At 69.9% G+C, this 26353-nt stretch carries 23 protein-coding genes; 6 read left to right on the top strand and 17 right to left on the bottom strand.

The features are described 5' to 3' along the window. Nucleotides 1-25 precede the first annotated feature (25 nt). From hpaE to ACT89H_RS08175, 3 genes are read right to left on the bottom strand one after another with little or no spacing between them, the layout of a single operon-like run. A complete protein-coding gene (hpaE, locus tag ACT89H_RS08185; RefSeq protein WP_445107905.1) occupies nt 26-1534 on the bottom strand; it encodes a 5-carboxymethyl-2-hydroxymuconate semialdehyde dehydrogenase in 1509 nt (502 codons plus the stop codon). Nucleotides 1535-1574: 40 nt separating this feature from the next. Beyond that, nucleotides 1575-2279 carry a GntR family transcriptional regulator gene (locus ACT89H_RS08180; RefSeq protein WP_445107904.1) on the bottom strand — a complete coding sequence of 235 codons (705 nt, stop codon included), beginning with the start codon at nt 2277-2279 and terminating at the stop codon, nt 1575-1577. Continuing rightward, complete coding sequence (locus ACT89H_RS08175) at nt 2266-3786, bottom strand: fumarylacetoacetate hydrolase family protein (protein ID WP_445107903.1); 1521 nt, start codon at nt 3784-3786, stop codon at nt 2266-2268. The genes ACT89H_RS08180 and ACT89H_RS08175 overlap by 14 nt, the downstream gene beginning before the upstream one ends. A 239-nt stretch (nt 3787-4025) precedes the next feature. On the opposite strand from ACT89H_RS08175, the gene ACT89H_RS08170 reads away from it, so the two are divergent. After that, nucleotides 4026-5939, top strand: a complete 1914-nt coding sequence (locus ACT89H_RS08170; RefSeq protein ID WP_445107902.1) for an FAD-binding monooxygenase — start codon at nt 4026-4028, stop codon at nt 5937-5939. Between the two features lie 54 nt (nt 5940-5993). On the opposite strand, the gene ACT89H_RS08165 is transcribed toward ACT89H_RS08170, so the two are convergent. From ACT89H_RS08165 to ACT89H_RS08110, 12 genes are all read right to left on the bottom strand, one after another. Then, nucleotides 5994-6692 (bottom strand): IclR family transcriptional regulator, encoded by a 699-nt coding sequence (locus ACT89H_RS08165; protein ID WP_445107901.1) that lies wholly within the window; start codon nt 6690-6692, stop codon nt 5994-5996. A 140-nt stretch (nt 6693-6832) separates the two neighbouring features. Then, nucleotides 6833-8158 (bottom strand): UDP-glucose dehydrogenase family protein, encoded by a 1326-nt coding sequence (locus ACT89H_RS08160; protein WP_445107900.1) that lies wholly within the window; start codon nt 8156-8158, stop codon nt 6833-6835. Beyond that, nucleotides 8151-9101, bottom strand: a complete 951-nt coding sequence (locus ACT89H_RS08155; RefSeq protein WP_445107899.1) for a glycosyltransferase family 9 protein — start codon at nt 9099-9101, stop codon at nt 8151-8153. Before ACT89H_RS08155 ends, ACT89H_RS08160 begins: the two co-directional genes overlap by 8 nt. After that, the gene (locus ACT89H_RS08150) at nt 9092-9781 is read right to left on the bottom strand and encodes an SDR family oxidoreductase (protein ID WP_445107898.1); all 690 of its coding nucleotides are present in this window, start codon (nt 9779-9781) and stop codon (nt 9092-9094) included. The genes ACT89H_RS08155 and ACT89H_RS08150 overlap by 10 nt, the downstream gene beginning before the upstream one ends. Nucleotides 9782-9802: 21 nt before the next feature. Then, the gene (locus ACT89H_RS08145; protein WP_445107897.1) at nt 9803-11185 is read right to left on the bottom strand and encodes a PfkB family carbohydrate kinase; all 1383 of its coding nucleotides are present in this window, start codon (nt 11183-11185) and stop codon (nt 9803-9805) included. Further along, on the bottom strand, nt 11182-11745 hold the full coding sequence (locus ACT89H_RS08140; RefSeq protein ID WP_445107896.1) for a D-sedoheptulose-7-phosphate isomerase: 564 nt from the start codon (nt 11743-11745) through the stop codon (nt 11182-11184). Before ACT89H_RS08140 ends, ACT89H_RS08145 begins: the two co-directional genes overlap by 4 nt. Beyond that, a complete protein-coding gene (locus ACT89H_RS08135; protein ID WP_445107895.1) occupies nt 11742-12785 on the bottom strand; it encodes a glycosyltransferase family 9 protein in 1044 nt (347 codons plus the stop codon). Before ACT89H_RS08135 ends, ACT89H_RS08140 begins: the two co-directional genes overlap by 4 nt. Beyond that, entirely contained in the window at nt 12782-14281 is a 1500-nt protein-coding gene (locus ACT89H_RS08130) for an HAD-IIIA family hydrolase (RefSeq protein ID WP_445107894.1), read from the bottom strand. The genes ACT89H_RS08135 and ACT89H_RS08130 overlap by 4 nt, the downstream gene beginning before the upstream one ends. Next, the gene (locus tag ACT89H_RS08125) at nt 14278-15900 is read right to left on the bottom strand and encodes a carbamoyltransferase family protein (RefSeq protein ID WP_445107893.1); all 1623 of its coding nucleotides are present in this window, start codon (nt 15898-15900) and stop codon (nt 14278-14280) included. Before ACT89H_RS08125 ends, ACT89H_RS08130 begins: the two co-directional genes overlap by 4 nt. A gap of 121 nt (nt 15901-16021) precedes the next feature. Next, nucleotides 16022-16993 carry an NAD-dependent epimerase/dehydratase family protein gene (locus ACT89H_RS08120; RefSeq protein ID WP_445107892.1) on the bottom strand — a complete coding sequence of 324 codons (972 nt, stop codon included), beginning with the start codon at nt 16991-16993 and terminating at the stop codon, nt 16022-16024. 8 nt (nt 16994-17001) lie between these two features. After that, nucleotides 17002-18300 (bottom strand): glycosyltransferase, encoded by a 1299-nt coding sequence (locus ACT89H_RS08115; RefSeq protein ID WP_445107891.1) that lies wholly within the window; start codon nt 18298-18300, stop codon nt 17002-17004. Between the two features lie 31 nt (nt 18301-18331). Beyond that, a complete protein-coding gene (locus ACT89H_RS08110; protein ID WP_445107890.1) occupies nt 18332-19309 on the bottom strand; it encodes a glycosyltransferase in 978 nt (325 codons plus the stop codon). A gap of 136 nt (nt 19310-19445) precedes the next feature. On the opposite strand from ACT89H_RS08110, the gene ACT89H_RS08105 reads away from it, so the two are divergent. Genes ACT89H_RS08105 through ACT89H_RS08090 form a run of 4 tightly spaced genes read left to right on the top strand, consistent with a single transcriptional unit; the run spans nt 19446 to nt 23601 of the window. Further along, a complete protein-coding gene (locus tag ACT89H_RS08105) occupies nt 19446-20903 on the top strand; it encodes an aldehyde dehydrogenase family protein (RefSeq protein WP_445107889.1) in 1458 nt (485 codons plus the stop codon). Nucleotides 20904-20920: 17 nt separating this feature from the next. Continuing rightward, complete coding sequence (locus tag ACT89H_RS08100) at nt 20921-21820, top strand: polysaccharide pyruvyl transferase family protein (RefSeq protein ID WP_445107888.1); 900 nt, start codon at nt 20921-20923, stop codon at nt 21818-21820. Beyond that, nucleotides 21817-22701 carry a glycosyltransferase family 2 protein gene (locus ACT89H_RS08095; RefSeq protein WP_445107887.1) on the top strand — a complete coding sequence of 295 codons (885 nt, stop codon included), beginning with the start codon at nt 21817-21819 and terminating at the stop codon, nt 22699-22701. Before ACT89H_RS08100 ends, ACT89H_RS08095 begins: the two co-directional genes overlap by 4 nt. 3 nt (nt 22702-22704) lie before the next feature. After that, nucleotides 22705-23601, top strand: a complete 897-nt coding sequence (locus ACT89H_RS08090; RefSeq protein ID WP_445107886.1) for a glycosyltransferase family 2 protein — start codon at nt 22705-22707, stop codon at nt 23599-23601. Between the two features lie 35 nt (nt 23602-23636). On the opposite strand, the gene ACT89H_RS08085 is transcribed toward ACT89H_RS08090, so the two are convergent. Both ACT89H_RS08085 and ACT89H_RS08080 read right to left on the bottom strand, forming a co-directional pair. Then, nucleotides 23637-24599, bottom strand: coding sequence for an acyl-ACP desaturase (locus ACT89H_RS08085; RefSeq protein WP_445108256.1), 963 nt, complete (start codon nt 24597-24599; stop codon nt 23637-23639). Nucleotides 24600-24700: 101 nt separating this feature from the next. Next, entirely contained in the window at nt 24701-25483 is a 783-nt protein-coding gene (locus ACT89H_RS08080) for a sigma 54 modulation/S30EA ribosomal C-terminal domain-containing protein (protein WP_445107885.1), read from the bottom strand. A gap of 388 nt (nt 25484-25871) precedes the next feature. Here ACT89H_RS08080 and ACT89H_RS08075 point away from each other — a divergent pair, with 388 nt between their 5' ends. Then, nucleotides 25872-26117 (top strand): hypothetical protein, encoded by a 246-nt coding sequence (locus ACT89H_RS08075; protein ID WP_445107884.1) that lies wholly within the window; start codon nt 25872-25874, stop codon nt 26115-26117. Nucleotides 26118-26353 lie beyond the last annotated feature (236 nt).

Below are 26353 nucleotides of genomic sequence, written 5' to 3'. Positions count from 1 at the left end.
TGCGCTGAGGGATCGGGGACGGCGCTCACTTGCCGAAGGTGGGGTTGTGCACCTTGCCGAGCGTGATGTGCACCGCCTGCTGGTCGGTGTAGAAGTCGATGGAGCGGTAGCCGCCCTCGTGGCCGAGGCCCGAGGCCTTCACGCCGCCGAACGGGGTGCGCAGGTCGCGCACGTTGTTCGAGTTGAGCCACACCATGCCCGCCTCGACCGCCTGGGAGAAGTTGTGCGCGCGCTTCAGGTCGTTGGTCCAGATATAGGCCGCGAGACCGTATTTCACGCCGTTGGCGAGTTCCAGCGCTTCGTCCTCGGTGTCGAACGGCGTGATCGCCACGACCGGGCCGAAGATCTCCTCTTGGAAGATCCGCGCATCGGGCTTCACGTCGGCGAACACGGTCGGCCGCACGAAGTTGCCGGTCGGGAATTCGGCAGGACGATCGCCACCGGCCACCAGGCGCGCCTCGCCCTTGCCGATCTCGATGTAGCTCATGACCTTCTCGTAGTGCTCGGGATGCGCGAGCGCGCCGACTTCGGTCTCCGGATCGTGTGGATAGCCCACCCGCACGCGTTCGGCCTGGGCGGCGTAGCGTTCGACGAATTCGTCGTACACCTCGCGCTGGACGAGGATGCGGCTGCCCGCGGTGCACCGCTCGCCGTTGAGGGAGAACACGCCGAAGATGGTGGCGTCGATCGCGGCGTCGAGATCGGCGTCGGCGAAGACGACGGCCGGGGACTTACCGCCGAGTTCCATCGACAGGCCCTTCAGGTACGGCGCGGCGTTGCCGAAGATGATCTGGCCGGTGCGGCTCTCACCCGTGAACGAAATGAGCGGGACATCGGGGTGCTTCACGAGCGCGTCGCCCGCGTCCTCGCCCAGACCGTTGACGAGGTTGAACACGCCACGCGGCAGCCCGGCCTCCTCGAAGATGCCGGCCCACAGCGAGGCCGACAGTGGCGTGAACTCCGCGGGCTTGAGCACCACGGTGTTACCGGTGGCCAACGCCGGAGCGATTTTCCAGCTCTCCAGCATGAACGGCGTGTTCCACGGCGTGATCAGGCCGGCGACGCCGATCGGCTTGCGGTTGACGTAGTTGATCTGGCGGCCGGGCACCTTGTAGGTGTCGTCGGCCTGCGCGACGATCAGGTCGGCGAAGAAACGGAAGTTCTCCGCGGCGCGGCGCGCCTGGCCCAGCGCCTGGGTGATGGGCAGGCCCGAGTCGAAGCTTTCCCACTCGGCCAGGCGAGCGTCGCGCGACTCGACGAGGTCGGCGATGCGGTGCAGCACCCGGGAGCGTTCGCGGGGAAGCATCTTGGGCCACGGGCCTTCGGTGAACGCCGTGCGTGCCGCGCGCACGGCGCGGTCGATGTCGGCCTTCTTGCCCGCGGCCGCACGCACGTACGTCTCGTTCGTGACCGGATCGAGCACCTCGAAGGTGTCGCCGTCGACGGAGTCGACGAACTGTCCGTCGATGTAGTGCTGGATGCGCTCGGGCAGGTCGGCGGGGACGTGGCGGCTGCGCAGTGCGCTGTCGGCCATGGTTGCTCCTCCTGGCGGTAGGGAAAGGGGACGATTTCGGTCAGTCGGTGGGGCCGGTGTGTCGGCCCGGATCACGTTGGGCGAGATAGGTATTCATCGTTCGCCAGCGGTGTTCGCGGGCGGCGAGCTCGATCTCGAGCGGATCGGCCCGCCTGCGGATGAGGTCGATGATGTGGTCGTGCTCGTCGACGGACTCGTGGGCGCGCTCGGGCACGAAGGCGAAGGTGGAGTCGCGCACGCCCGACATCCGCGTCCAGCCCCGGCGCACCAGGTCGAGAATATGCGGGTTCGGGCACGGCTCGAACAGCACCGCGTGGAACTGCTCGTTCAGCACCGTGAACAGGTGGGGGTCGAAATCGCCGAGCAATTCCCGTAACCGGCTGTTGACGGCGGCGGCCCGGTCGAGTTCGGCGTCGGTGAGCCGCGGAAGCGCAAGCGCCGTGGCGATGCCCTCGACGACCCCGAGGGTCTGCATCGTGTAGACGTACTCGGCCGGGTCGATCAGTGCGACCCTGGCGCCCACGTTGCGCTCGAACTCCACGAGTCCTTCCGCCTCCAGGCGCCGGATGGCCTCACGCACCGGGACGACGCTCATGCCGAGCGTCTCGGCTATCGATCCGAGCACGAGCCGGTATCCCGGCACGAACCCGCGGTCGGTGATGCGCGCGTGGATCCATTCGTACGCCTGCTGGGATTTGCTCGGGGCCCCGATCGTCTCGGCCACTACGGAATCATGCTTCCGCATCGCCGTGCGCCTGCGCATAGCGCGCCCGCCACTCGGCGTTCATCGGGAACAGGCCGTCGACCGGATGCCCCGCCGCCACCTGCTCGGCGACCCAGGCGTCCTCGGCCTCCTGGGCGAGGGCCGCGTCGGCGACCTCTTCGGCGAGCGCGGCCGGGATGACGATGACGCCGTCGTCGTCGCCGACGATGACGTCGCCCGGAAGCACTGTCGCGCCGCCGCACGCGATCGCGACGTCGACGTCCCACGGAACATGCTTGCGTCCCAGTACGGCTGGATGCCCGCCCTGAGCGAACACCGGGATGCCGATGTCCGCGACCGTCGCGGAGTCGCGCACGCCGCCGTCGGTGACTATGCCCGCCGCGTTCCTCGCCTTGGCCCGCAGCGCGAGGATGTCGCCGAGGGTTCCCGACCCCCGTTCGCCACGGGCCCCGATGACGATCACCTCACCGGGGGCGACGGCGTCGAAGGCGCGCTTCTGCGCGTTGTAGCCGCCGCCGTGGCTGCGGAAGAGGTCCTCGCGGTTCGGCACGAACCGCAGGGTTTTCGCGGTGCCGACCAGTTTCGTCCCGGGACGCAGGGGGTGCACACCGTCGATCGAGACGTTGTCCAGTCCCCGTTTGCGCAGCGCCTGCGACAGTCCCGCCACGGGGGCCTCCAGCAGTTTCGCCCGCAGGGCGGGGGAGAGTGCCGACGATGGCGGCTCGGTGGCGGCAAGCCCTGCGGCGGTTCGCGATCCCCACGCTTCCACGCGCTGACGGTCGTCGACCGAGGGCATCGACCCGAGCGCGGGGTCGAAGGCGGCGGCGCCGTCGACCACGCGCGTCACGAGGCGCCCGCTGGTGGGTGCGCCCGCCGCGCCCGGAGCGTCGACCTCGACCTCGACCACGTCGCCCGGTACCGCGACCGACGAGCCGGCCGGGGTGCCGGTGAGGATGATGTCGCCGGTCTCGAGCGTGAAATGCTGCGACAGGTCGGCCACGAACTGCGCGAGGGGGAAGATCAGGGCCGCCGACGTGTCGTGCTGCACGAGTTGCCCGTTGTGCCAGGTGCGTACGCGCAATGCCGCCGGGTCGACGTCGCGTGCGTCGATGAGCCCCGGGCCCAGTGGTGTGTAACCGTCGCGGCCCTTGTTGCGCACGTTCGAGCCGTTGTCGTTGCCGCGCAGGTCGTAGAGCCCCCAGTCGTTGGCCGCGGTGACCCACGCGACGTGCGACCAGGCGTCCTCGATCGAGACGTGCCGAGCGGGCGTGCCGATGACGAGGGCGATCTCGCCCTCGAACGCGAGCAGTTCGGTCCCCGCGGGCCGTTCGATGTCGGACCCGGAGGCCGCCACGGAACTCGCGGGCTTGAAGAAATACGACGGCGCGGCGGGTGTGCGCCCCCGCTGCGCGGCGCGCGATGCATAGCTGAGGTGGACCGCGATGATCTTGCCGGGTGGGCCGGGCAGGGCCGCGAACCGGGGATCGGTGGTCGGCGTGCTGATCGGAGCTCCTTCGCCCAATGTCATATCTGAAATCGTATACGATCGCGCGCCGAGGAGTAAAGCCTTTGTGGGCGCGGATTCGCCACGGGCGTCATAAGGGAGTGTCGATGTCCGCGAATCTTGGGGGAAGCGGCGTACAACTTGCGGCGGCCGGTTGTGTGAGATCCCGGTCACCCTCTATTATCAAGGAACTCTATATGAGAATTCCCTGTTCCATTATAGAACAAACCAGCCCACTCGGCTTCATGGAGTGAGGAGATTCCGTGCAGTTCCATCACCACGGCTATGTGTCCGGTGACCCGCGCATCCAGCCGCCCGCCGGTTTCGGCGTCGATCGCCCCGCCGAGCTTCCCGACGAGGTGGACGTGCTCATCGTCGGTTCGGGCCCGGCGGGCATGATCGCCGCGGCGCAGCTGGCGCAGTTCCCGACCATCAACACCCGGCTCGTCGAGCGCCGTCCCGGCCGGCTCGAGGTCGGGCAGGCCGACGGTATCCAGGCGCGCAGCGTGGAGACCTTTCAGGCGTTCGGCTTCGCCGAACGCATCGCCGCTGAGGCCTACCGCATCACCGAGATGGCGTTCTGGAAGCCCGATCCGCGGAATCCGCGCAACATCGTCCGTGCCGCGCGCACGCTCGACGACGAGACCGGGATCAGCGAGTTCCCCCACCTCATCGTCAACCAGGCGCGCGTGCTCGACTACTTCGCCGAGGTGGCGCGCAACGCGCCGACGCGCTTGGTGCCCGACTACGGCTACGAGTTCGTCACCCTCGAGGTCGCCGAGGAGGGCGAGTACCCGGTCACCGTGACCCTGCGGCACACGGCGGGCGGCCGGGACGGCGAGGAACGAACGGTCAAGGCCAAGTACGTGATCGGCTGCGACGGCGCGCGCAGCAAGGTGCGTGAGGCCATCGGGCGCCGGTTCCTGGGTGCGCAGGCCAACCACGCGTGGGGTGTGATGGACGTGCTCGCCGAAACCGATTTCCCGGATATCCGCACCAAGTGCGCCATCCAGTCGCACGACGGCGGCAGCATCCTGCACATCCCGCGCGAGGGGAACTTCCTGTTCCGCATGTACGTGGATCTCGGCGAGGTCGGGGAAGACGACAACGGCAAGGTGCGGGAGACCTCGCAGGAGGAGGTCGAGGCGCGCGCGAACCGGATCATGCACCCCTACACGCTGCGGGTCAAGCACGTCGCGTGGCGCAGCGTGTACGAGGTCGGCCACCGCGTGACCGACAAGTTCGACGACGTGCCCGAGCACTGCGGAAACCGGACCCCGCGGGTGTTCATCACCGGCGATGCCTGCCACACCCATTCCGCGAAGGCGGGGCAGGGCATGAATGTGTCGATGCAGGACGGGTGGAATATCGCCTGGAAGCTGGCGCACGTGCTGGACGGTCGCGCACCCGAAGCGATTCTCCACACCTACTCGGCCGAGCGGCAGGTCATCGCGCAGAACCTCATCGACTTCGACCGGGAATGGTCGGCGCTGATGGCGGCCAAGCCCGAAGAGCTGGAAGATCCCACCCAGCTGGAGGAGTTCTACGTCAAGACCGCGGAGTTCCCCGCCGGCTTCATGACGCAGTACGCGCCGTCGATGCTCGTCGCCGAGGCCACGTACCAGGAGATCGCGACGGGGTTCCCGGTCGGCAAACGGTTCAAGTCCAACCTCGTGACGCGAGTGTGCGACGCGAACCCGAAGCACCTCGGCCACCACGCGACCGCCGACGGACGCTGGCGTATCTATGTCTTCGCCGACGCACCCGCCGCCGGTGAGCCGTCGAAGGCGGCCGACTTGGCCGAATGGCTCGGCACCGCACCGGCTTCGCCGCTGCTCGCCCACACTCCCCAGGGCGCGGACATCGACAGCTGGTTCGACGTGAAAGTCATCTACCAGCAGGGTCACACCGGCGTGGACCTCGGCGCAGTGCCCTCGGTGTTCCTGCCGAAGGTCGGTCCCTTCCAGGTCACCGACTACGAGAAGGTGTATGCCGCCGATCCGGCCGACGACATCTTCGCCGCCCGTGGCGTCTCCCGCGACGGCGCGGTGGTCGTGGTGCGGCCCGATCAGTACGTCGCTCACGTGCTGCCGCTGGACGCGACGGACGAACTCGCCGCATTCTTCGGCGGGATCTTCGTGCGTCAGCTGACCTCTGATCGGTCCGCGCCCAGATGAGGGGGTGTGGGGCGTCCCGGGTGGGCGCCCCACACGAACCGGTCCGAGTCGCGATCAGCCGCCGAGCGCCCGGGCGACGGCTTCGGCCGCCGCCGTGAGACGGTCGCCGATCTCGGCCTCGGGGCGGGAAAGCGACACATGGATGGCCGCGATCGAGGCGGCGGGTTGACCGGGTACGACCAGCGGGACGGCCACCGACCGCAGCGACGGCACCACCTCATCGTGACTGACAGCGAACCCGCGCGCCCGACTGCGGGTCAGCTCCTCGTGCAGTTCTCGCGGCCACTGCTGTTCCGGCAGTTCGAGCAAGATCGCCTTGCCCGGGCCGCCGCGGGTCAGCGGGTGCCGATGGCCGGGCCGGTAGGTGACGGCCACGCTGTGCTCCGGCGCGGCGCTGGCGAGGGTGACGGCCTCGTCCCGGTCCAGTCGCACGACCAGCAGACAGGTCATGCCCAATTCGTTCGCGACCGCGCGCAATTGCGGCAGCGCCGCCTGCTGCAGGTCGCGCGAGACGCCGGAGGCGAGTGCGGCCAGGCCCGCGCCGAGCAGGATCCGGCCCGACGGGTCACGAGCGATCAGGCCGTGATCCTCCAGCGTGCGCAGCAGCCGGTAGGCGACCGATCGGTGCACCCCCAGCGATGCGGCGAGTTCGTCGATGGTCCGGCCGCCTCCTGCCGCGGCGAGGATTTCGAGCAGGCGGATGCCGCGGCTGAGGGTCTGCGAACCCGCGGAGCCTCCTGACTTCTCCGGCACGAGAGCCGCACCCTCCTTTCCTGCCACGCGCGCGCACGCGGTATGTGCTCGATAATAGAATATCGAATTCACTATCCGATCATCGGGCGTAGCAGGAGGTGCCGGTCACCGTCGCTCGGGTGCCGCGCAGGGCATCGAGTCTATGAGGCCCGCCCGCCGTCGACAGCGCCGGTGGTGCCGTTGCCCAGCAGCGTGAATCCGGTGCCGGTGAGCAGCCGCTCGTCGAGGAGGTTTCTCGTGTCGACGATCACGGCTCGGTCCACCTCGTTCGCTAGTGTCGCCCAGTCGAGCGAACGGAATTCGGGCCACTCGGTGAGGATCACCAGCGCGCCCGCGTCTTTCGCCACCAGATCGGGGTCGTCCACCACGCGGATGCCATCGAGGCCGGGGGTACCCGCGGGGACACACGGGTCGTAGGCGGTGACCGTGGCGCCGCACCGGGATAGTTGCCGGGCGACCGCGACGGCGGGGGAGTCGCGCAGGTCGCCGGTTCCGGCTTTGAACGCGAGGCCGAGCACGCCGATCCGGGTCCTCGCCAGCGAGCCGTCCACCGAATCGGTGACCGCGCGGCGGATCTTGCGCAGCACCATCGCCTGCTGACGGTCGTTGGCACGCAGGGCAGCACGGACGAGGGCGAAGTCCACCCCCCACGCTTCCGCGGTACGCAGGAGCGCCCGCGTGTCCTTCGGCAGGCACGAGCCGCCCCAACCGGGGCCGGGAGCGAGGAAGGCGGGGCCGATCCGGTCGTCCATGCCCATCGCTCCGGTGACCTCGGTGATGTCGGCGCCGACTCGCTCGCACAATTCGGCCAGCGTGTTGACGAACGAGAGCTTCACCGCGAGAAACGCGTTGCTGGCGTACTTGGCCAGTTCGGCGCCGGCCGAGTCGGCGCGCAGCACCGGCGCGCCCGTCGCGGCGTAGAGCGCCGCGACACGGTCGGCCGCGTCCCGATCCTGCTCGGCGGCACCGAGGAGTACGCGGTCGGGGCGCAGGAAATCCTCGACCGCGTGCCCCTCCCGGAGAAATTCGGGGTTGCTGACCACCGCGGTGCCCGCCAGGCCGGCCAGGGCGGGAATTCGCGCCGCCGTCCCCACCGGGACGGTGGATTTGGTGACGAGCACGCACTTCGGCGGCAGGACGGTGGCCAACGTCTCCAGCGCGTCCTCGAGTACGCCGAGGTCGGCCGTTCCGCCGGTGCCCATGGGCGTGGGCAGGCACAACAGAACCACTTCGCAGTCGTGCAGCGCCCCCGGGTCCGTCGTGAAGACGAGCCGATTCGCCTCGAGCCCCTCTCGAACCAGTTCCGGTAAGCCGGGCTCGACGATCGCGACCGAACCCGCGCGCAGCGCCGCCACCTTGGCATCGTCGTTGTCGACGCAGATCACGTGGTGTCCCAGGTGGGCGAGGCACGCGGCGCTGGTGAGCCCCACATAACCGGCGCCCACCACACCGACGCGACTACCCATGCCGAACCCGCTGCCCGAGCAACCCGGCCGCGGCCGTGAGGACATGCTCGGGCCGCACCATGAGCAGGCCCGGATCCGGATGGTCGGCGTGTGGATCGCCGACGGTCCCGGCCCACAGCGCGATGTGGTGCTCCGCGTCCGCGGGCGGCCCCCACCGGTCCGGCGGCATGGGCCCGAACAGTACCACCGACGGTGTGCCGAAAGCGGTGGCGAGATGCCCGACGCCGGTATCGCCGCACACGACCAGGGCCGCGTCGGCCACCAGCCCGGCGAGTTCGGTCAGATCGGTACGCCCCGCGTACACCGCTGCGGGCGGCAGCCCCGCCTTCTCGGCGACGGTGTTCGCCAAGCGGACTTCCTCCCGGCTTCCGGTGATCACCACTCGATGACCGTCGGCGGCGAGTGCACGCGCCACCCGCGCGAAGCGTTCGGACGGCCAGCGACGCGCGGGAAAGGCCGCGCCGGGGTGGATCACGACCGCATGGGTCTCGGGGGCGGGCCGCAATGGGGCCGGCAGCAGCAGCGCGGTGGGATCGGCGTCGATCCGTCCGTACTCCAGCAGGCGGCACCAGCGATCCACCTCGTGCACGTCGTCGCGCCACTCGGGGCCGGGCAGATCGGGGAAGTCGGGATGGTGGTGGGTCAGCAGCGCGTCCGGGCGGGCCGCCAGCAGGTCACGGATACTTTCCGGACCCTTGCCGTGCAGGTTGACCGCGAGGCGCGGTGGCGCCGCACGCCATCGAAGCGCACCCAGTCCCGTGGTCGGCAGCAGTTCGTCGACGGCGTCGACGAGGTCGACGAGCTCGCGCAGCGCGTGCGGCGCGGCGAGCACCACCCGGTCGTCAGGGTAGGCGCTTCTGATCCCGCGCACGGCGGGCACGATGGTCAGCAGGTCGCCGAGCCCGAGCGCCCGCAGGACCAGAATCGTGCGCGTCAGGGCCACGATCCCTCTTCCGAGGCGCACACGACCATCTCCCTGACCTCGCAGCCGGGTGGTTGCCGCAGCGCGAAGACCACCGCGTCGGCGACGTCCTGAGGCTGGTTGAGTTTCGCGTCGGGTGGCGGCTTGTACTGCTCGTCGCGGTCGTCGAAGAACGCCGTGTGCATCCCGCCGGGGATCAGCAGGGTCACCCCGACACTGCCCGCCGTTTCGGCGGCGAGCGCCCTGGTGAAGCCCACGACGCCGAACTTCGACGCGCAATAGGCGGTCGCATGACCGACCGCCTTGATGCCCAGGGTGGAAGCACACGTCACGACCGTTCCCCTGCTCTCCCGCAGGGCCGGCAGGGCGGCGCGAACGACGGCGGCGGTGCCGAAAAGATTGACCTGGACGACGTATTCCCACTTCTTCGCAGGCACTTCGTCCAGGGGACCGCACGCGTCGGTCCCCGCCGCGGTGAACACGCCGTCGATCCGGCCGCCGGTGCGTTCGAGGATCTCGTGCACGGCGTGATCGGCGGCGACGGTGTCGGCGAGATCTGCGCGCACGAAATCGACGGGTATCTCGGGCTCCACCCGGTCGATCACGTAGGGGCGGCCACCGTTCGCGCGGACGGCGGCGGTGACCGCTGCGCCGAGCCCGGAAGCGCCGCCGGTGATCAGGACATTGCCGAGGGTTCGCATCGCGCTCCTTACGCTCTCGGGTCAGCCGCCTGCCTGGCTCGCGGCGACCAGTTGTGTTGTCGAGTAACCGGGAACAGTGGGAATCAGGGCGATCTCGCCGCCGTAACCGCGCACGACCGCGGCTTCGGGGAGGTCGACGCCGCAGTAGTCGCCGCCCTTGACCCAGACATCGGGGCGAAGGCGGTCCAGCAGTGCGCTCGGTGCGGATTCGTCGAACACGACGACGGCGTCCACCGAGGACAGTTCGACGAGCAACCGGGCACGGTCACGTGCGGTGACGATCGGTCGGCGCGGCCCTTTCAGGCGCCGCACCGACGCATCGGAATTGAGGCAGACCACCAGAGCGTCACCCATCGCGCGAGCCTGGCGCAGCAGGCTCACATGGCCGGGATGCAGCAGGTCGAAACAGCCACCGGTGGCGACGAGCCTGCCACCGCGCGCCTTGATCCGCGCCGCCACCTCGAATGCCGACTCGTTCGTCTCCGTTGTGCCCGCCGTGGCGACATCCGTGCTGTCGCAGGTGGACAACGAGGCCGCGCCGCCCGCCGCGACGAACCTGGCCGCGGCGTCGACGGCGTGCGCCACCGCGTCGGCGACTGTGGAGCCGCCGAACAGCGCGGCGGCCGCGGCCGAGGCGAATCGGTCGCCCGCGCCGCAGGTGTCGGAACCGAAATGGCCGGCGAGACGGACTTCGGCGGGTACGGGAACCACGGTGAGCCGTTTCCCATTGGCCAGGACCGCCCCGCCAGGACCGGTGGTGACCGCGACGGAATCCGCGGCCCACTCGTCTCGGAGCACCTTCGCCAACTCGTCCGGTTCGACGTATCCCGGCGCGAACTGACGCGCCTCTTTCAGATTCGGCGAGACCAACTGCGCCCCCGGTGTCGGCGCGGGGCCACGCGGGTGCGGATCCCACACCACCGGGACGGAACGGGCCAACTCGGTCAGCAGGTTCCGAATCCGTGGGTGCGCGGCGACACCCCGGCCGTAGTCCGCGACGAGAATCGCGCCGGCCGCCCGCAGTGTCCTGCTGACCGAAGCGCTCACCGAGCCGCCGTCCGCGGTGCCGTCGCCGGTGTCCAGCCGCAGCAGCGACTGGCCCGCGGCGCGGACGCGGGTCTTGCGTATCGTCTTGCCGCGCAGCGCGATCGGAACGACCGGAACGTGCTGGTCGAGGAGCCGGGTGAGGGTGCGGCCGTCGGGGTCGTCGGCGGTCGCCGTGATGAGCGCGACCTCGGCGACCGACTGGGCGGCCAGCGCGGCGGCCAACCCGGCGCCGCCCGGGCGTATCCACTGGCGTTCGACGTCCACGACGGGCACGGGAGCTTCGGGGGACAATCGCTCCGCGACGCCTTCGATGTCGACGTCCAGGATGCTGTCGCCGACCACGACCAGCGGCTTCATGTCGGTACCCCCAGTGCGTCGTCGAGCGCCGAACACAGAGCGTGCACCAAGACCAGGTGCACTTCCTGCACAGTGGCGGTGGTGGGCGCGTCCACGGCAAGGGCGTCGTCGCACAGTGCCGCCAGCGGATTGGGCGCGGGTCCGGTCATGGCCCACGTGGTGACGCCGATGTCGTGCGCCGCTTTCGCCGCGGCCACGACGTTCGGGCTGGTGCCGCTGGTGGACAACACGATGAGGATGTCGTCGGGCCTGCCGTGCGCGCGGACCTGACGCGCGAACAGTTCGGTTTCGCCGTAGTCGTTGACGATCGCGGTGCCCGCCGAGGTGTCGGCGTGCAGGGCGATCGCCGAGAACGGACGGCGCTCGGTGCGGAAGCGGCCGACCAGCTCACCGGTCAGGTGCTGGGCTTCGGCGGCACTGCCACCGTTACCGCAGGCGAGCAATCGCCCGCCGTTGTCGAGCACGACCGCGAGTTGCCGTCCCCATCTGCGGATATCGGGCGCAAAGCACGTGGTGCGGTCCAGCGCCGCATGCAAAGCCGCGAAATGCTCCTCGATCACCGCGCACCTCCAGTCCGCAGACGCGTACGCCTGCCCGCACCCAGTTCTTCCGCCACCGCGACGACCTGCTCGGGGGTGATCGAGTCGAGGCAAGGGTGCCCCGCGACCGGGCAGACCCGGGCTCTGCTGCCGCGGCACGGCGCGCGTTGATCACCCAGCATGGCCACCGGCACGCCGTACGGCGCCCACCGCTCGGCGGGCACGACCGGTGCGAACAGCGAGACCACGGGTGTCCCGACGGCCGCGGCGAGGTGCGCCGGGCCGGTGTTGGGCGCCACCACGACGCTCGCGTCGCGGAGCACGGCGGCCAGTTCGGGCAGGTTGGTGGCGCCGCCGAGATCGAGGCCGTGCCTGCCCGCGACGGCTCCGGTGAGCGACCGGTCGGCGGGAGCGCCGGTCACGACCACCCGATGACCAGCGCCGGTCAGTGCGGCGACGATGGCCGCGGAGCGGGACGAGGACGGCTGCCGCGCCGGTGCCGACGCGGCCGGATGCATGACCACGTAGCCCGGTTCGCCGGTGAGCCCACCGACCTTCGGCAACGGCTGCCGGACGGCGAGTTTGCCGTCGTCACCGAGCGGCAGCCGGAAACCGGCCGCTTCGGCCAGCGACAGCGCGCGTTCGGCTTCGGGCGGATCACCCTCGACGCGATGGCGCAGATCCAGCAGCGAACCGGGGTAGTCCTCCGAGATCGCCCCTATCCACGGAATGCCGGCCATCCGCAGCAGCAGCGCCAGCGGCAGCGGCGACTGATGGAAGGACGTGAGGATCAACGCCAGATCCACCTCGAGCGCGCGTATCCGATCGAGGAAGGCGTCGATGCCCGCCGACGTGACCGCGGGCGGCTCCAGGTCGATCCACGGCGCACGCCAGGTTACGACCTGGTCCACGCCCGGCAGGAGGTCGGCAGCGGCTCGGCCGCGCGGCCCGGCCAGCAGCGTCACCGAATCGACGTGCGCGGCCACCGCGCGCACGCACGGTCCCGCCAGCAGCACGTCGCCGAAATTGTCCATGCGTGCCACCAGCGCCCGGCCGGTCATGGCACACCCGCCATCGCCAGCCGCACGGCTTCGGCCACATCCCGGGCCACGGTCGCTTCGCGACGCGCGCGGTCCACCTCGTCGGGAAGCGTCCGCGCCGTCGGCACCAGAATCGCGCGCGCGCCCGCGGAGTGCGCGGCGGCGACGTCGGCGCCGGTGTCGCCGATGACCACGCACCTGGCGATGGGAACGCCGAGATCCGCCGCGGCCTGCCGGATCAGGCCCGGCTGTGGTTTGCGGCACCCGCAGCCGTCGGTCTCGCCGTGCACGCACACCTGCCACGTCGCGAACGGTCCGAGTAGCTCCTCGACCCGGGAGTTCACCGCGGTCAGTTGTTCGCGGCTGATCAATCCGCGCGCCACGCCGGACTGGTTGCTGACTATGCCGAGCTGGATGCCCGCGGCGCGCACCCTCCGGAGCGCGTCGAGGGCGCCCGGCACCGGCTGGACCCGGTCGGGGTCGGCGAGGTAGGGGACATCGACGATGAGGGTGTCGTCGCGGTCGAACAGCACGGCCAGCGGAGAGGTGTGGGTCGCGTTCCGGTGGCGCAGCTCGCCGCGCAGGCGGTGCCAGCACGCGGCCGGCGGGATGAGCGCACTGCTCACCGTCATCCGGCCGATCTCGCCGAGTGTGCGGGGGCCGGGGGCGATCCGGCGCACGGCGAATTCACCGGTCAGTGCCGTCCAGGCCGCCGCGAACGCGAAAGCGGGGCGTTCGCGGCCCGCGATGCCGAACGCCATGGCGACCGCACCCGCGGCCGTGGTGAGCGCGTGGCGGCGCAGCAGCCCGGTCTCTTCGCCGATCCGCTGACGCCATCCAGCGCCGTATTTCCGCCGGAGCAAGGCGTTGTCGGCGTTCCCGCGCTGTGCTCGGACGCTGGCCAAGGGCCCCGATGCACGCAGTGGGTGGCGAGTGACACGGTGCCCGACCGCGATGGCATAGCCCGCGAGGCAGACCCGGAGTGCCAGATCGGCGTCTTCCCGAAACGCCCGCGGGAATCGCTCGTCGAAGCCGCCCACCGCGATCAGCGCGGACCGGCGGTAGGCCATGTCGGCCGTGATCCAGCGCGCCGTGGCGAGCCGTGCGATCCCGCGTTCGGCGTCGGTCGGCCTGCGGTGCTTCGGCAGCGGAACCTCGATGCGGGCCGTGGAAGCCGCCGTGTCGCCGTCGAGACCGTGCAGGTCCTCGGCCAAGCGGGCGGGCCACTGCGGCCCGGTGAGCACATCGTCGTCGAGGAAGGCGATCCACGCGCCGGACGCGTGCCGCCATCCCGCGTTCCTGGCCGCTGCGGGACCGCGTCCACCGGAGCGAATGACCTGAACGGGCGGCGTCGTCGCGGGTAGCGGTAGGTCCCCGACTCGGGGCCGATCGTCCACCACGATGATCTCCCGCGGCTTCGGACCCGACGCCGTGTCCAGCGACTCGAGCAGCACGCGAAGACTGTCCCGGCCCATGGTCGGGATCACGATGCTGTAGTCCACGGTGTGGCCGTTCATGGGCGGCGGACCACGAATGAGCCGATCGCGAGCAGGTCGATGGGTGCGGAACCGAAGCATTCGAGGGCGTCGCGCGGTGAATCGACCATCGGCCTGCCAGCGGTGTTCAGGCTCGTGTTGATCACCACCGGCACCCCCGTTCGCCGCTCGAACTCCGCCAGCATCCGGGCCAGGACCGGTTTGTCCGCCGGGTCGACGGTCTGCACGCGGGCGGTGCCGTCGACATGTGTCACAGCGGGGATCCGCTCCCGCCACTGTGGCGCGACGTCGTGCACGAACAGCATGTACGGGCTCGGCAACGGTCCGCGTTCGAAGATCTCGGACGCCCGCTCGGCGAGCACCATCGGTGCCAGCGGCCGGAACTGTTCGCGCCCCTTCACATCGTTGAGGCGTTCGAGATTCGCCGACCGGCCGGGGTGCGCGAGCAGCGAGCGATGGCCGAGGGCGCGCGGGCCGAATTCGGCCCGGCCCTGAAACCACGCCACCACCAGGTCTTGCGCGAGCGCCTGCGCCACCTCGGCCGCGATGTCGTCGGATTTCGTGTACCGGACCTTGGCCGTGCGCAGCACGGTTTCCAGCTCGGCGTCGGTCCATTCGCGGCCGAGGTCGGCGCCCCGCATCGGGGTGATCCGCTCACCGAACTCGGCCGCCAATTGCAGGGCCGCGCCCAGCGCGGTGCCCGCGTCGCCCGCTGCCGGCTGGACCCAGATCCGGTCGTAGGGGCCCTCGGCGTGCAGTCGGCTGTTGGCCACGCAGTTCAGCGCGATTCCACCGGCCAGCGTCAGGGTCCGCTGCCCGGTCTGGTGATGCAGCCAGGAGGCCAGTTCCAGCAACACGTCCTCGAGTCGTCGTTGGACGCTCGCGGCCAGGTCGGCGTGGTCTCGGCCGAACCGACCGCCGGTGACCGCGGGCGCGAAGTCCGACCAGTTCACCGGTTCGGTGCGGAAACCACCGTCGCCGGTGCAGTACACGAGTTCGCGGAATCGATCGAGGAATCGGGGCGTGCCGTAGGAGGCGAGGGCCATGACCTTGTATTCGTCACTGGACCGGGTGAATCCGAGATGCGCGGTGAGCTCCTCGTACATCAATCCGAGCGAGTGCGGCAGCTGCTGTGCCGCCAGCTCCACGAACTTGCCGTCGCGGTATTCGCCGGCGAGATAGGACTGGCTCTCGCCGCGTCCGTCGGCCACCAGCACCGCGCAGTCGCCCGCCGGGGCCGCGAGGGCCGCCGACGCGGCATGCGCCAGGTGATGTCGCACGAAACGCACGATCGTGGGATCGAGCCCGGGCAAGGCGGCCGAGAGGAAGGCGGGTGCTCGGAACGCGTAATCCGTTCTGGTCGCCTCGCTTTTCCGATCCAGACCGCCGAGCGAATGATCGACCGCTCTCGGGTCGTAGGAGTAGCCCACCGCGTCGAGCTGTTCGGGCCGTAACCCCGCTCGCTCCAGGCACCACGCGGCCGCCTGTTCGGGCAGTTCCCACGCCGAGAACGGCACCGGGCGCTTGCCGTGCTTGCGGCGGGTGAACCGCTCCTCCTCCGCGGCCGCGACGATCTCGCCGTCGACGATCACAGCCGCAGCGGGATCATGAAATACCGCGTTGATTCCGAGAATGCGCACGGGCCGCCTTTCTGTTCGAGACGCGGTTCGAGACGCGCGGGACCTGTCGGTTTCACCCGCTGGTACAAGGGGGCGCTACCCGCTGAAATCTCGACTAAACCGAATCGCCGTCGGGCGCGGTTCAGCGCACGGGCTCTTCGGCCGACTCGGCCGTGCGCCCGGCGAACCAAGCGATTGTGCGGCGCAGTCCCTCCTCCCGGTCGACCAACGGCCACCAGCCCAATGCGTTCCGGGCCAGTGAGATGTCCGGGCAGCGCCGTTTCGGATCATCGATGGCGCTGTCGACATACGTCAGGATGGAACGGCTGCCGATCGCCGATCGGATCTCCTCGGCGAGGCCGCGTACGGAGATCTCGTGCGGATTACCGAGGTTGACCGGCCCGGGATGATCGGTCGAGGCGAGGGCGAGCAGACCGCGGACGGTGTCTTCGACATAACACAGCGAGCGGGTCTGCTCGCCGGTTCCCGCGATGGTGAGCGGTGCGTCCGACAACGCCTGGGCGATGAAGGTGGGCACCATCCGGCCGTCGTCGGTGCGCATGCGGGGTCCGTAGGTGTTGAAGATCCGGGCGATTCCGGTGTCGGCGCCACGCTCCCGGCGAAACGCCATGGTGAACGCTTCGGCATACCGCTTCGCCTCGTCGTAGACGCTGCGCGGTCCGACCGGATTGACATGACCCCAGTAATGCTCGGGCTGCGGGTGGACCCCCGGATCGCCGTAGACCTCGCTCGTCGACGCGAGCACGAACCGAGCTCGATATCGTTCGGCCAGGTCGAGGGCGTTGGCGGTGCCGAGGGAGCCTGCTCGTAACGTCTCGAGCGGTAGTCGCAGGTAGTCCGGTGGAGATGCGGCCGACGCGAGATGGAAGACGGCGTCGAAGAAGCCCAGCGTCGGCAGCGGCTCGGTGACGTCGTGCTGGACCAGATCGAATCCGGGCCGATCCAGCAGCCGCGCGACATTGTCCGGGGTGGACGTGGCGAAGTTGTCGAGCGCGACGACTGTGGTGCCCGCGTCGAGCAACTGCTCACACAGGTGTGATCCGATGAAGCCGCACCCGCCGGTGACCAATGCGCGTTCGCAGGATTCGAACATGCCGTCGCCTACCCGCGACCGCTCGCAACGCCGTGATCGGTCGACGGTGGCCCGGGAGAGAGCTTGCTTGCCGTGCCGTCGAGCGAACGACGATCGGTGGGCGCCTTTCCGTTGCGTGCGCCGGCGCGCGCGATCACGCGGCGGTACGCGTGGAGGGTCTCCGTGGCGATCCGATCCCACGAATAGCGCGTCTCGACACGCTCGCGCCCGGCACGACCGTACTGCTCAGGGAGCCCCGACGTGGTGAGCAGATCGCCGACCGCGGCGGCCAGTTCCGCGGGCTCGTGTGGGGGGATCAGCCTGCCGGTCACTCCGTCGACGACCGTATCGATGAGGCCGCCGACCGCGGTGGCCACCACAGGAACGCCGCAAGCCATCGCTTCCAGCGGCGTCATCCCGAACGGCTCGTACCACGGCGTGCACACGGCCACGTCCGCCGACCTCAGGAGCGGAGCTATCCGGGTCCTCGGCACCCGGCCCAGCATGTGCAGCCGGTCCCGCACGCCGAGCTCGTCCGCCAGTGCCAACAGGCGCTTGCCCTCCGGGTCGTCGGCGAGCTCGGTATCGTCCGGGCCGCCGACCAGCACCAACTCGGTGTCGTGCAGGCTGGTGAGCGCGGTGATCGCGGTGTCGAAACCTTTGCGGGGCACCAATCTGCCGACACTGATCATCCGGTGCTCGGCGGACTTCGGTTCGGTCGGTCCATCGGGTGTGAACTGCTCGAGGTCGACGCCGCACGGGATCACCGAGGTCCGCGACCGGGGCACGCCCATCCTGGCCAGTTCGAACACTTCGTCGGTGCAGGTGGCGATGATGCGGTCGGTCTGCTGGGCGATCAGCCGTTCGAGGCGCACCCGGTCGGCCGGACTGGTGTCGTTCGCGCCTTGGTGCCTGCGCTTGACCACGCCCAGCGCGTGAAACGTCTGCACGACCGGAAGGTCGGCGATCCGTGCTCCCGACAGGGCGGCGAGCCCGGACATCCAGAAATGCGCGTGCACGACATCCGGCCGCAGCTCGCGCCACTGCTCGCGCAGGAAAACGCCGAATTCGACCATATGCGGCAGCAGCTCGTCCTTCGGCAAGGGACGGGCAGGACCGGCCGGGACGTGGACCACGCGGTAACCCGGTTCGGCGGTGACCGTGTGCGGTGCGTCCGCCTCCTCCCGGCGGGTGAAGACGGTGACCTCGTGGCCCTGCCTGCACAGGGCCGCGGACAGTTCGGCGACATGAACGTTCTGCCCCCCGGCATCGACGCCGCCCAGCACGGCGAGCGGGCTGGCGTGTTCGGACACCATCGCGATCTTCATGATTCCGCCTTCTCTGTCCGGGACCTTGCCTTCATTCGGTGACCTCGGCGAGCAGGGCATCCCACCGGCGCAGGAAAGCCTCGAGGCCGTAGTGCTCCAGCGCGAACTGCCGACCCGACTTGCCCGCGAGCGCGGCGAGATCGGGTTCGTGGAGGAATTCGTGAAACTTCGCGGTGAGCACCGCGATGTCGGTGGAGACGGCGCCGGCTTCGGGCGGTACTGCCATGACGGCCTCGGTGGTGGCGAGGGCCACCACCGGCATGCCCAGGTGCATGGCTTCCAGCAGCGACAACCCGAGCGAGGTCCATCGCGCGGTGTGCAGATACACCCTTCTGCGTGCCATTTCCGGATGCAGTGCCGACTGTCGCAAGTCACCGATACCGCGGATCGGGTGTCCGAGCGACCTGTTCGCCGGGTAGTCGCCGGCTCCGATGCCGTACACATCGATCGGCCCCGCCATCGCGAAGTCGGGCAACAGATCGCTTCCGGTGATCCTTCCGCGCCGCACCGGCTCGTTGATCAGCGCAACGCCACGAGGCAGCTCACCGGTGTAGAGCGCGCCGGGATCGACGATTCCGTGTGGCACCACCCGGGTGGGCGCCCGTCCGCTGTCCCACATCAAATCGTTGAAATGCGTGACGTGCACGAGCGGGATATCGGCGCGATCCGCCAGCGGATGTCTGGTGGTGGCAGCGCTGGGGCGCGGCGCGTTGTGCTCGACGTAGACCGCGGGGATGTCGGCCCCGGGACGACGACCGAGCCATCGCTCGATCAGATCGATTTCCTCCGGGCGCTGGAGGACGACCACATCCGGCTCGATGTCGTGCAGGTGATCCGCGGGCACCTCCGCGGCGGACGGCCAGTCGCGGCCGCACCGGCCCCGGCCCCACGGTCCGCCGCCGTCCACCACCGGCAGCAGATAACGATGCCGCCCGTGCACGAACGATGTCGTCCACGAGCCGTGCACGTGCCACAGCAGCACCGTGAGCCGTCCGGTCTTTTCGGCCATGCCGGTAGCTCTTGCCTATTACCGCCGGATCAAACCTGGGCAGGCGCGTCCCGCCAGCGAACCCTCGGCTATCGCGGCAGGTCCGGGGCTGTCGCGCGGCCGGTTTGAACTGTCGTGGCCGGGCAATGGCCGCGATATGAGCGCACCCGATGCCGCCCCGGCAGCCACTGAACGCCGCGCGACCGAAACCATCGAGATTGTCGATCCCGCCAGCGGTGCCCTCGTCGGCACAGTGCCCATGACCGGTAGCGCGGAGATCGATCGGCGGGTGAGGCTGGCCGATCGCGTGCAATGGACATGGGCGCGAACACCTGCCGCCGAGCGGGCCGCCGCACTGCGCGCCGGCGCCGCCTCGCTGCGCGAGCGCGCCGACGAACTGGCCGGACTCAACGAGCTCGAAACCGGGCGTCCACGGTCGGAGAGCAGACAGGGGGTGCTGGCCGGTGCCGCGACGCTGGAGCAATACGCCGAACTGGGCCCGCTGCATCGGGGCAGAAGCCTGCAAGGAGCTTTCGAAGCGACCGACCTCATGGTGTGGGAACCCCGCGGCGTCGTCGTCGCGCTGACGCCCTGGAACGACCCCGTGGCGGTGTCCTGCGGTGTGCTCGGCGCGGCACTCGTCACCGGAAACACAGTCGTGTACAAGCCGAGTGAACGCGCACCCCATACCGGTGCTCTGCTCGGCGAGCTGCTGGCCCGCGAGCTTCCGGAGGGAGTTCTGCAGACGGTGCAGGGCGACGGCCGGGTCGGCGCGCTGCTGGCCGCACGTCTCGACGTGGACGTCATCGCGCATGTCGGCAGCACGGCCACGGGACGGTCGATCGCGCGCAGCGTCGCGAACACGGGCGCGAAGGCCCTGCTGGAGAACGGCGGCAACGACGGGCTCGTGATCGACGCCGGGGTGGATCCGGTCTGGGCGGCCGGACAGGCGGCGCTCGGCGCGTTCGCCAACTCTGGTCAGATCTGTGTGTCCGTCGAACGGATCTTCGTGCACCGGGACGTCGCGGAGGCGTTCCTGGCGGCACTGGTGGCCGAGGCCGAGTCGTGGACGCCGGCGCCGCTGGTCGACCGGCGTCATCGCCAGCAGGTGCACGCGCACGTTCGCGACGCGGTGGGGCACGGCGCCGAGCTGTTGACCGGCGGAGTGCTGCCGGCAGGCGCCGGTGCGCACTATCCGGCCACCGTGCTGGCACAGTGCGATCCGGCCATGCGCATCATGCGGGAGGAGACATTCGGTGCGGTCGCGCCGGTGCGGGTGGTGGACACCTTCGAGCAGGGCATCGCGGAGGCCGCGACCGACGACTACGGGCTCGCGGCCACCGTGCTCACACCGTCGATGGCCAACGCCCAGCGCGCCTGGCGGGAACTGCCGGTGGGCACGGTGAAGATCAACTCGGTGTTCGGTGGGGCGCCCGGCGGAGCGGCGCACCCACGGCGGGCCAGCGGATCCGGCTTCGGTTACGGGCCGGAATTGCTGGACGAGATGACTCAGACGAAGGTCGTGCACCTGTGTCCGGCCCCGAGCCAGGATGGTGGCAACTCCCTGTTCGATGTTCGCGGTCGGAGTGGAGACACCGCTGTCGCGGCTGATTGACCTGGGGTACAGCGGGTATGGGCACAGACATGCGGGTACTTGTCACCGGGTGGCCCAGCTTCCTGCACGGGGAAGCGACGGCGGGGGACGTGTTGAGCATGAGCCGAGTGTGCGACGCTCTGACATCCGCCGCCATACCGCACGACACGGCGTGGAGCCCGGGGTTTCGTTCCGACGCGATGCATCTGGACGACGCGGACTCCCGGCGTTATTCACACCTCGTGTTCGTGTGCGGGCCCGTGCACGGTGAGCAGGTCCGGTTCCTGCACGAGCGGTATGCGAACTGTCGGCGCATCGCGGTGGGCGTCTCCATCCTGGATCCGGCCGATGCCGCGGTCACCGGATTCCACCGCATCCTGCCGCGCGACGGTCCGTCCATCGCGCGACCGGACATGGCGGTCGGGGCGTCCACGGTGAGCGTCCCGGTAGTGGGTGTCGTCTTCGCCCCGGGCCAGGCCGAATACGGCGTCGCCCGTCGGCACCGATCGGTGCATCGCGCGTTGCTGCGCTGGCTGCGCGAACTCGACTGCGCACGACTACCGCTCGACACCAGATTGACGTCCGACGATTGGCGCCTGTGCCGCACACCCGACCAGCTCGCGTCGGTGTTCGCACGCCTCGACGCGGTGGTCACCACTCGCCTGCACGGCTTGGTGCTGGGCCTGCGAGCCGGGATCCCGGTCCTGGCGGTGGATCCCATCGCGGGCGGCGGGAAGGTCACCGCGCAGGCGAAGGCACTGGAGTGGCCTGCGCTGGTGTCCGCCGAGCGGGCCGCCGACGCGGGCGCGTTCGACCAGTGGTGGCGCTGGTGCCTGGCACCGGCGGGGCGCGAACGTGCGCGGCGGCGGGAGTTCCCCGCGGCCGACGCCTTGACCAGCGACCTGCTCGACGAACTGCTCGCGGGACGGCCGGCGTGAGCGCGCCGGCGGTGGCGAAGACCACCGTCGTCATCGCCACGCGCAACCGCGCCGCCGAATTGGCTCGCACCTTGACCGAGTTGCACGCCCTGCGCCCGCCTCCTCCGATCGTGGTGCTGGACAACGCTTCGGACGACGACACGGTCGGCGCGGCGGGGGCGTTCCCCGATGTGCGTGTCGTCCGGCTGCCCCGCAATCTCGGCGCGGCGGCGCGCAACCTGGGCGTCGCGCTGGCCCGGACACCGTACGTCGCCTTCAGCGACGACGACTCGTGGTGGGCCGAGGACGCGCTCCGCGAAGCCGAGCGGGTGCTGGATGCCCATCCCCGGCTCGGCCTGGTCGCGGGGCGCACGCTCGTCGGCGCCGATCACCGTGACGACCCCGTCAACGAGCTGATGGCGGCCAGCCCGCTGGGGCATCCCGCCGGCCTGCCGGGTCCGATGGTCCTGGGCTTCCTCGCCTGTGCCGCGATCGTGCGGAGGGAGGCGTATCTGCAGGCCGCCGGGTTCAGCCCACTGTTGCATTTCGCTGCCGAAGAACGGTTGCTGTCGCTCGACATGGCGGCGTGCGGCTGGGACCTCTGTTACATACCGCACGTGCGCGCCCACCACCACCCCTCGGCGCGGCGACCGCCGCAGGCCTGGCGCAGACGGGCCGAACAGCGCAACAACGCGTTGATCGTCTGGATGCGGCGGCCGCTGCGGCGGTGCGCGGCCGAGTCCGCGGGCCTGCTGTGTCGAGCGGTGCGGGACCCGGGAACGTTGCTGGCGTTCGCGGGGATCGTTCGGCGCCTGCCGAGGGCGCTGGCGCAGCGGCGCAGGCTGCCGCCGGAGATCGAGCGCAGGGCCAGGACCCTGGAACTCGCCCATGGAGGGAAGTGACGGATGACAACGGAACGGATGACGGTCGTCATCATCACCCACAACCGGCGCGAGCAACTACTGCATACCCTCGCCCACATGACCGCGCTCGCCGACGCGGCTCCGATCGTTCTCGTCGACAACGGGTCGAGCGACGGGACGGCCGACGCGGTCGCCGCGGCGTTCCCGTCCGTGGAACTCATCCGCTCGGCGGACAACCTCGGCGCGGTGGCGAGGAACATCGCGGTCGAGCGGGTGGTGACGCCGTACGTGGCGTTCTGCGACGACGACACCCGGTGGCAGCCGGGCGCCTTGACCCGCGCCGCCGATCTGCTCGACCGGTACCCCGGCCTCGGTTCGGTGACGGGGCGCTGCCTGGTCGCACCCGACCTGCGCGAGGACCCGATCACGCCGGAACTGCGCGACTCACCGATCGCCGGGCCCGACTGGCTGCCCGGCCCCGCTCTGCTCGGCGTGATGGCGGCGCTGTCCGCCTTCCGGGTCAGCGCGTTCCGGCAAGTCGGCGGGTTCTCCCGGCGTTTGTGGTTCGGCGGCGAAGAGGAACTGCTCGCCCTCGACCTCGCGGCGCACGGCTGGTGGATGTGCTGGGTGGAGGACATCCTGATCCACCACGAGCCGTCCACCAACCGTGATCCGACCCACCGCCGCCGGCTCGGCATCCGGAACACGCTGTGGACATTGTGGTTGCGCCGCCCCGCCCGCAGCGCCGCCCGGCGCACGGCCGCTGTGCTCAGATCGGCTCCGGCCGACCTGACGACCGCGGCGGCCGTGCTGGACACGCTGCGTGGGGTGCCGTGGGTGTTGCGCGAAAGAAGAGTCCTGCCACCGCAAGTGGAGGCCGGGCTCGTTCTGCTGGAAGAATCCCAGCGCCGTTCTCCCGCCCGTCGCTATGTGGGCTGACGGTCGTTGCGCCGGCGCGGATCAGCCCGGTCGCACTAGCGCGCCGCGGCGCCGACACCCCGGCGTGCTTCTCGCGCGAGGGCACGGTCGCGTTGCTCCTCGAACCGGGGAATGCGCACGTCCCGGAGGTCGTCCAAGAAGGCGGCCAGCCGTTCGCGGGCCTGCTCGCCGCGGGGCCCGAAATCATCGCGGTCGAAGAGGTTCCACTGCCGGATGACGGGTTGGAGCACTTCTTCCAGATGCCGGCGCAGATCGTAGATGCCGTATTTGGCCATGAGGACGCCGTTGCGCCGGAAGTCGGGCATGCCGGTGCCCGGCATCCGGAAGTTGCGCACGATCAGGTCGATCGCTTCGATGGCCTGATCGGGCACCAGATCCACAGCGGCGCCGCACATGCCGCGGTAGAAGATCATGTGCAGGTTCTCGTCGGCGGCGATGCGTTGCAGCATGTGGTCGGCGATCGGGTCGTCGCAGACGGCCGCCGTGTTGCGATGGCTGATCCGGGTGGCCAGCTCCTGGAACGACACGTACGCCACCGAGTACAGGAAACCGTCCGTTCCTTCCATCGGTGCGGCGAATCCGCTGGACATATGCGCCATACGGGCGTTCTCCAACGCGACCGGGTCGACACCCCGAGTGACGACGAGGTAGTCGCGCAGGACAATGCTGTGGCGGGCCTCCTCGGCGGTCCATCGTCCCACCCACGACCCCCACGCGCCGTCTCGGGAAAAGTTGGCACTGATCTCGCGGTGATAGGACGGAAGGTTGTCCTCGGTGAGCAAGTTGGTGATCAACGCCGCCTTCGCCACCTCCGGCAGCCGGGATTGCTCCGGCTCCCAATCGATCCCACCGAGCGTCGCGAAGTTGTGTCCCTCGTCCCACGGCACGTAGTCGTGGGGATGCCACTCCTTGACCATGGACAGGTGCCGGTTCAACGCGGCACCCGCGAAAGGTTCGAGCTCGGTGAGGATCTCCACCTGTGTCAGATCACGCGCCAACGTCATGTCTGCCTTTCTGTGCGCATTGCTGGGAACGGGAGGGAGGTGATAGATAGCGGCCGGGCCGATGCCGGACGGCTGACGCCGGGAAATGACCTCGTTCAGGCGGTCGCCGTGTCGATGCCGCCGACGAGGGGAGTGATGAGCGTCAGACCGCCGTCGTAGCGGCGATACACCAGCCGGCCGCGTCCCGACGCCGAGTCGGTGTAGAACAGGAACGGCAAGCTGTAGTCGCACACCCGCTCCACCGCTCCGGCTTCGGTCAGCTCCGGTGCCCGACGGGGGTTGATGGTGAACAGTCCCGGGCGGTCTGCAATGGAGCGCGGCGTATGGACACTGCGCTGACGCGCTATCCGCAGCCCGAACGGGCCGGCACGGTGGACGATGGCGTCCTCGCCGGTCTCGGCATCGGTGAACAGATGCGCGTCGTAATCCATCGCGTCCATGATGGCCGTCGCCGCGAGCGGCGAGCCGGTCACCAGCGGAACCGTCTTGCGGCGGACCACTTCTCCCGGGCCGGGCGTGTCGAGCGGCCGGCGGTCCGGATCCGGCCACGGCCGTGGCTCCCACGCCTTCTGCAACGCCGTGATCTGCCGTTGCAGCCGCATCACCGTCGGCAACGCGTCACCACGACGGTGCGCCAGCGTCTGGATCCGCGCGGCGGTGGTGCCGACGGACAGATTCACCTGGACGACCATCGGGCCGTCGTCGCGGTCCGGTCCGGTGATCCGGAGGCGGGCTCTGCCCGCGACAGGGTACCGTCGCAGCAGCCGGCCGACGGTACCGGCGAAGCGTTCCCGCTCGAGGGCCGGCACCCGGCCTGCGGCGAACACGGCGACTTCCGGGAACGACGTCGACGACCACGCCTCCGACACCAGCGACATCCCATCCTCCACTGCGCTCGCCCCACCGACTCATCTGGCAAGACTGTGCCCGCTGTATGGGTGGTGCCCGTAGGGCCGAAGGTCCGCTCGGCCGATTACTTTCAGCATCGTGCAGTCCCTGGCGGCCGTCCGCCGCGAAATCGTCCGAAAGCTGCCGACGCGACGGCCGGCCCGGTGCCGCCGGGCTGCTCGGATGGGCTCGACGCCGCTCTGCCACCCGAGATGGGTGAGGCGTCAGCGGAACGCGAGGTGTGCCTGCCTGAATCCCGCGTCTCGCCACCCACGCGTGTGCCGCGCGGCGCGGATGCGCGGCCGGCCCGGCCGGTCGCCGCGAGGGCCTGCTCGCAGGGGCGGTCCGGACGGAGTGCGTGGCGAGGAGCGTCCGAACGTGATACCTCTCGCTGTCATGTTCTCGAAGAAACGCGAGCCCGAACGGGTGACGCCACCGTCGACGCCGTGTCCCGACTGCGGGGGTGAACGGGTCGAGGTCGCCGGCTCGATGGAGATGTATCTGGTGCACCGCAGCGGTGGCCGCCCCGTATCAGAGCTGATCGCTCTGGTGTGCCTGCGCTGTGGTCGCGTCCACTTCTACGCCGACAGACTCGACAAGATACGCGACCGCGCGAGCTCCTGAGGACAGCGCTCGGCGCAACCGATCGGCCGGTTCGAATGCTGGTATCGAAAGGCTTGGAGCGCAGAGTGATTCGGCACGGTCGCCGGGTACTTCCGGTAGTGCCGACGGATGCGGCCGATGATCGGCAAGGGAAGCCGTCCGTACGGAATCCGTTACTAAGTCGCAACTTTCGTCGATCGGCGGTGTCCAAACTCGTCGGCGCGGCGCGCTCTGGGGGAGTGTCAACCGGGCGTGAC

The organism is Nocardia aegles (assembly GCF_052545135.1).
This window is presented reverse-complemented; position numbering and strand designations above follow the sequence as displayed.

Coding starts and splice junctions, on each gene's coding strand:
- hpaE (WP_445107905.1), bottom strand. CDS start 1,534: ATGGCCGACAGCGCACTGCGCAGCCGCCACGTCCCCGCCGACCTGCCC.
- ACT89H_RS08180 (WP_445107904.1), bottom strand. CDS start 2,279: ATGCGGAAGCATGATTCCGTAGTGGCCGAGACGATCGGGGCCCCGAGC.
- ACT89H_RS08175 (WP_445107903.1), bottom strand. CDS start 3,786: ATGACATTGGGCGAAGGAGCTCCGATCAGCACGCCGACCACCGATCCC.
- ACT89H_RS08160 (WP_445107900.1), bottom strand. CDS start 8,158: ATGGGTAGTCGCGTCGGTGTGGTGGGCGCCGGTTATGTGGGGCTCACC.
- ACT89H_RS08150 (WP_445107898.1), bottom strand. CDS start 9,781: ATGCGAACCCTCGGCAATGTCCTGATCACCGGCGGCGCTTCCGGGCTC.
- ACT89H_RS08145 (WP_445107897.1), bottom strand. CDS start 11,185: ATGAAGCCGCTGGTCGTGGTCGGCGACAGCATCCTGGACGTCGACATC.
- ACT89H_RS08135 (WP_445107895.1), bottom strand. CDS start 12,785: ATGACCGGCCGGGCGCTGGTGGCACGCATGGACAATTTCGGCGACGTG.
- ACT89H_RS08130 (WP_445107894.1), bottom strand. CDS start 14,281: ATGAACGGCCACACCGTGGACTACAGCATCGTGATCCCGACCATGGGC.
- ACT89H_RS08120 (WP_445107892.1), bottom strand. CDS start 16,993: ATGTTCGAATCCTGCGAACGCGCATTGGTCACCGGCGGGTGCGGCTTC.
- ACT89H_RS08115 (WP_445107891.1), bottom strand. CDS start 18,300: ATGAAGATCGCGATGGTGTCCGAACACGCCAGCCCGCTCGCCGTGCTG.
- ACT89H_RS08110 (WP_445107890.1), bottom strand. CDS start 19,309: ATGGCCGAAAAGACCGGACGGCTCACGGTGCTGCTGTGGCACGTGCAC.
- ACT89H_RS08105 (WP_445107889.1), top strand. CDS start 19,446: ATGAGCGCACCCGATGCCGCCCCGGCAGCCACTGAACGCCGCGCGACC.
- ACT89H_RS08100 (WP_445107888.1), top strand. CDS start 20,921: ATGGGCACAGACATGCGGGTACTTGTCACCGGGTGGCCCAGCTTCCTG.
- ACT89H_RS08090 (WP_445107886.1), top strand. CDS start 22,705: ATGACAACGGAACGGATGACGGTCGTCATCATCACCCACAACCGGCGC.
- ACT89H_RS08080 (WP_445107885.1), bottom strand. CDS start 25,483: ATGTCGCTGGTGTCGGAGGCGTGGTCGTCGACGTCGTTCCCGGAAGTC.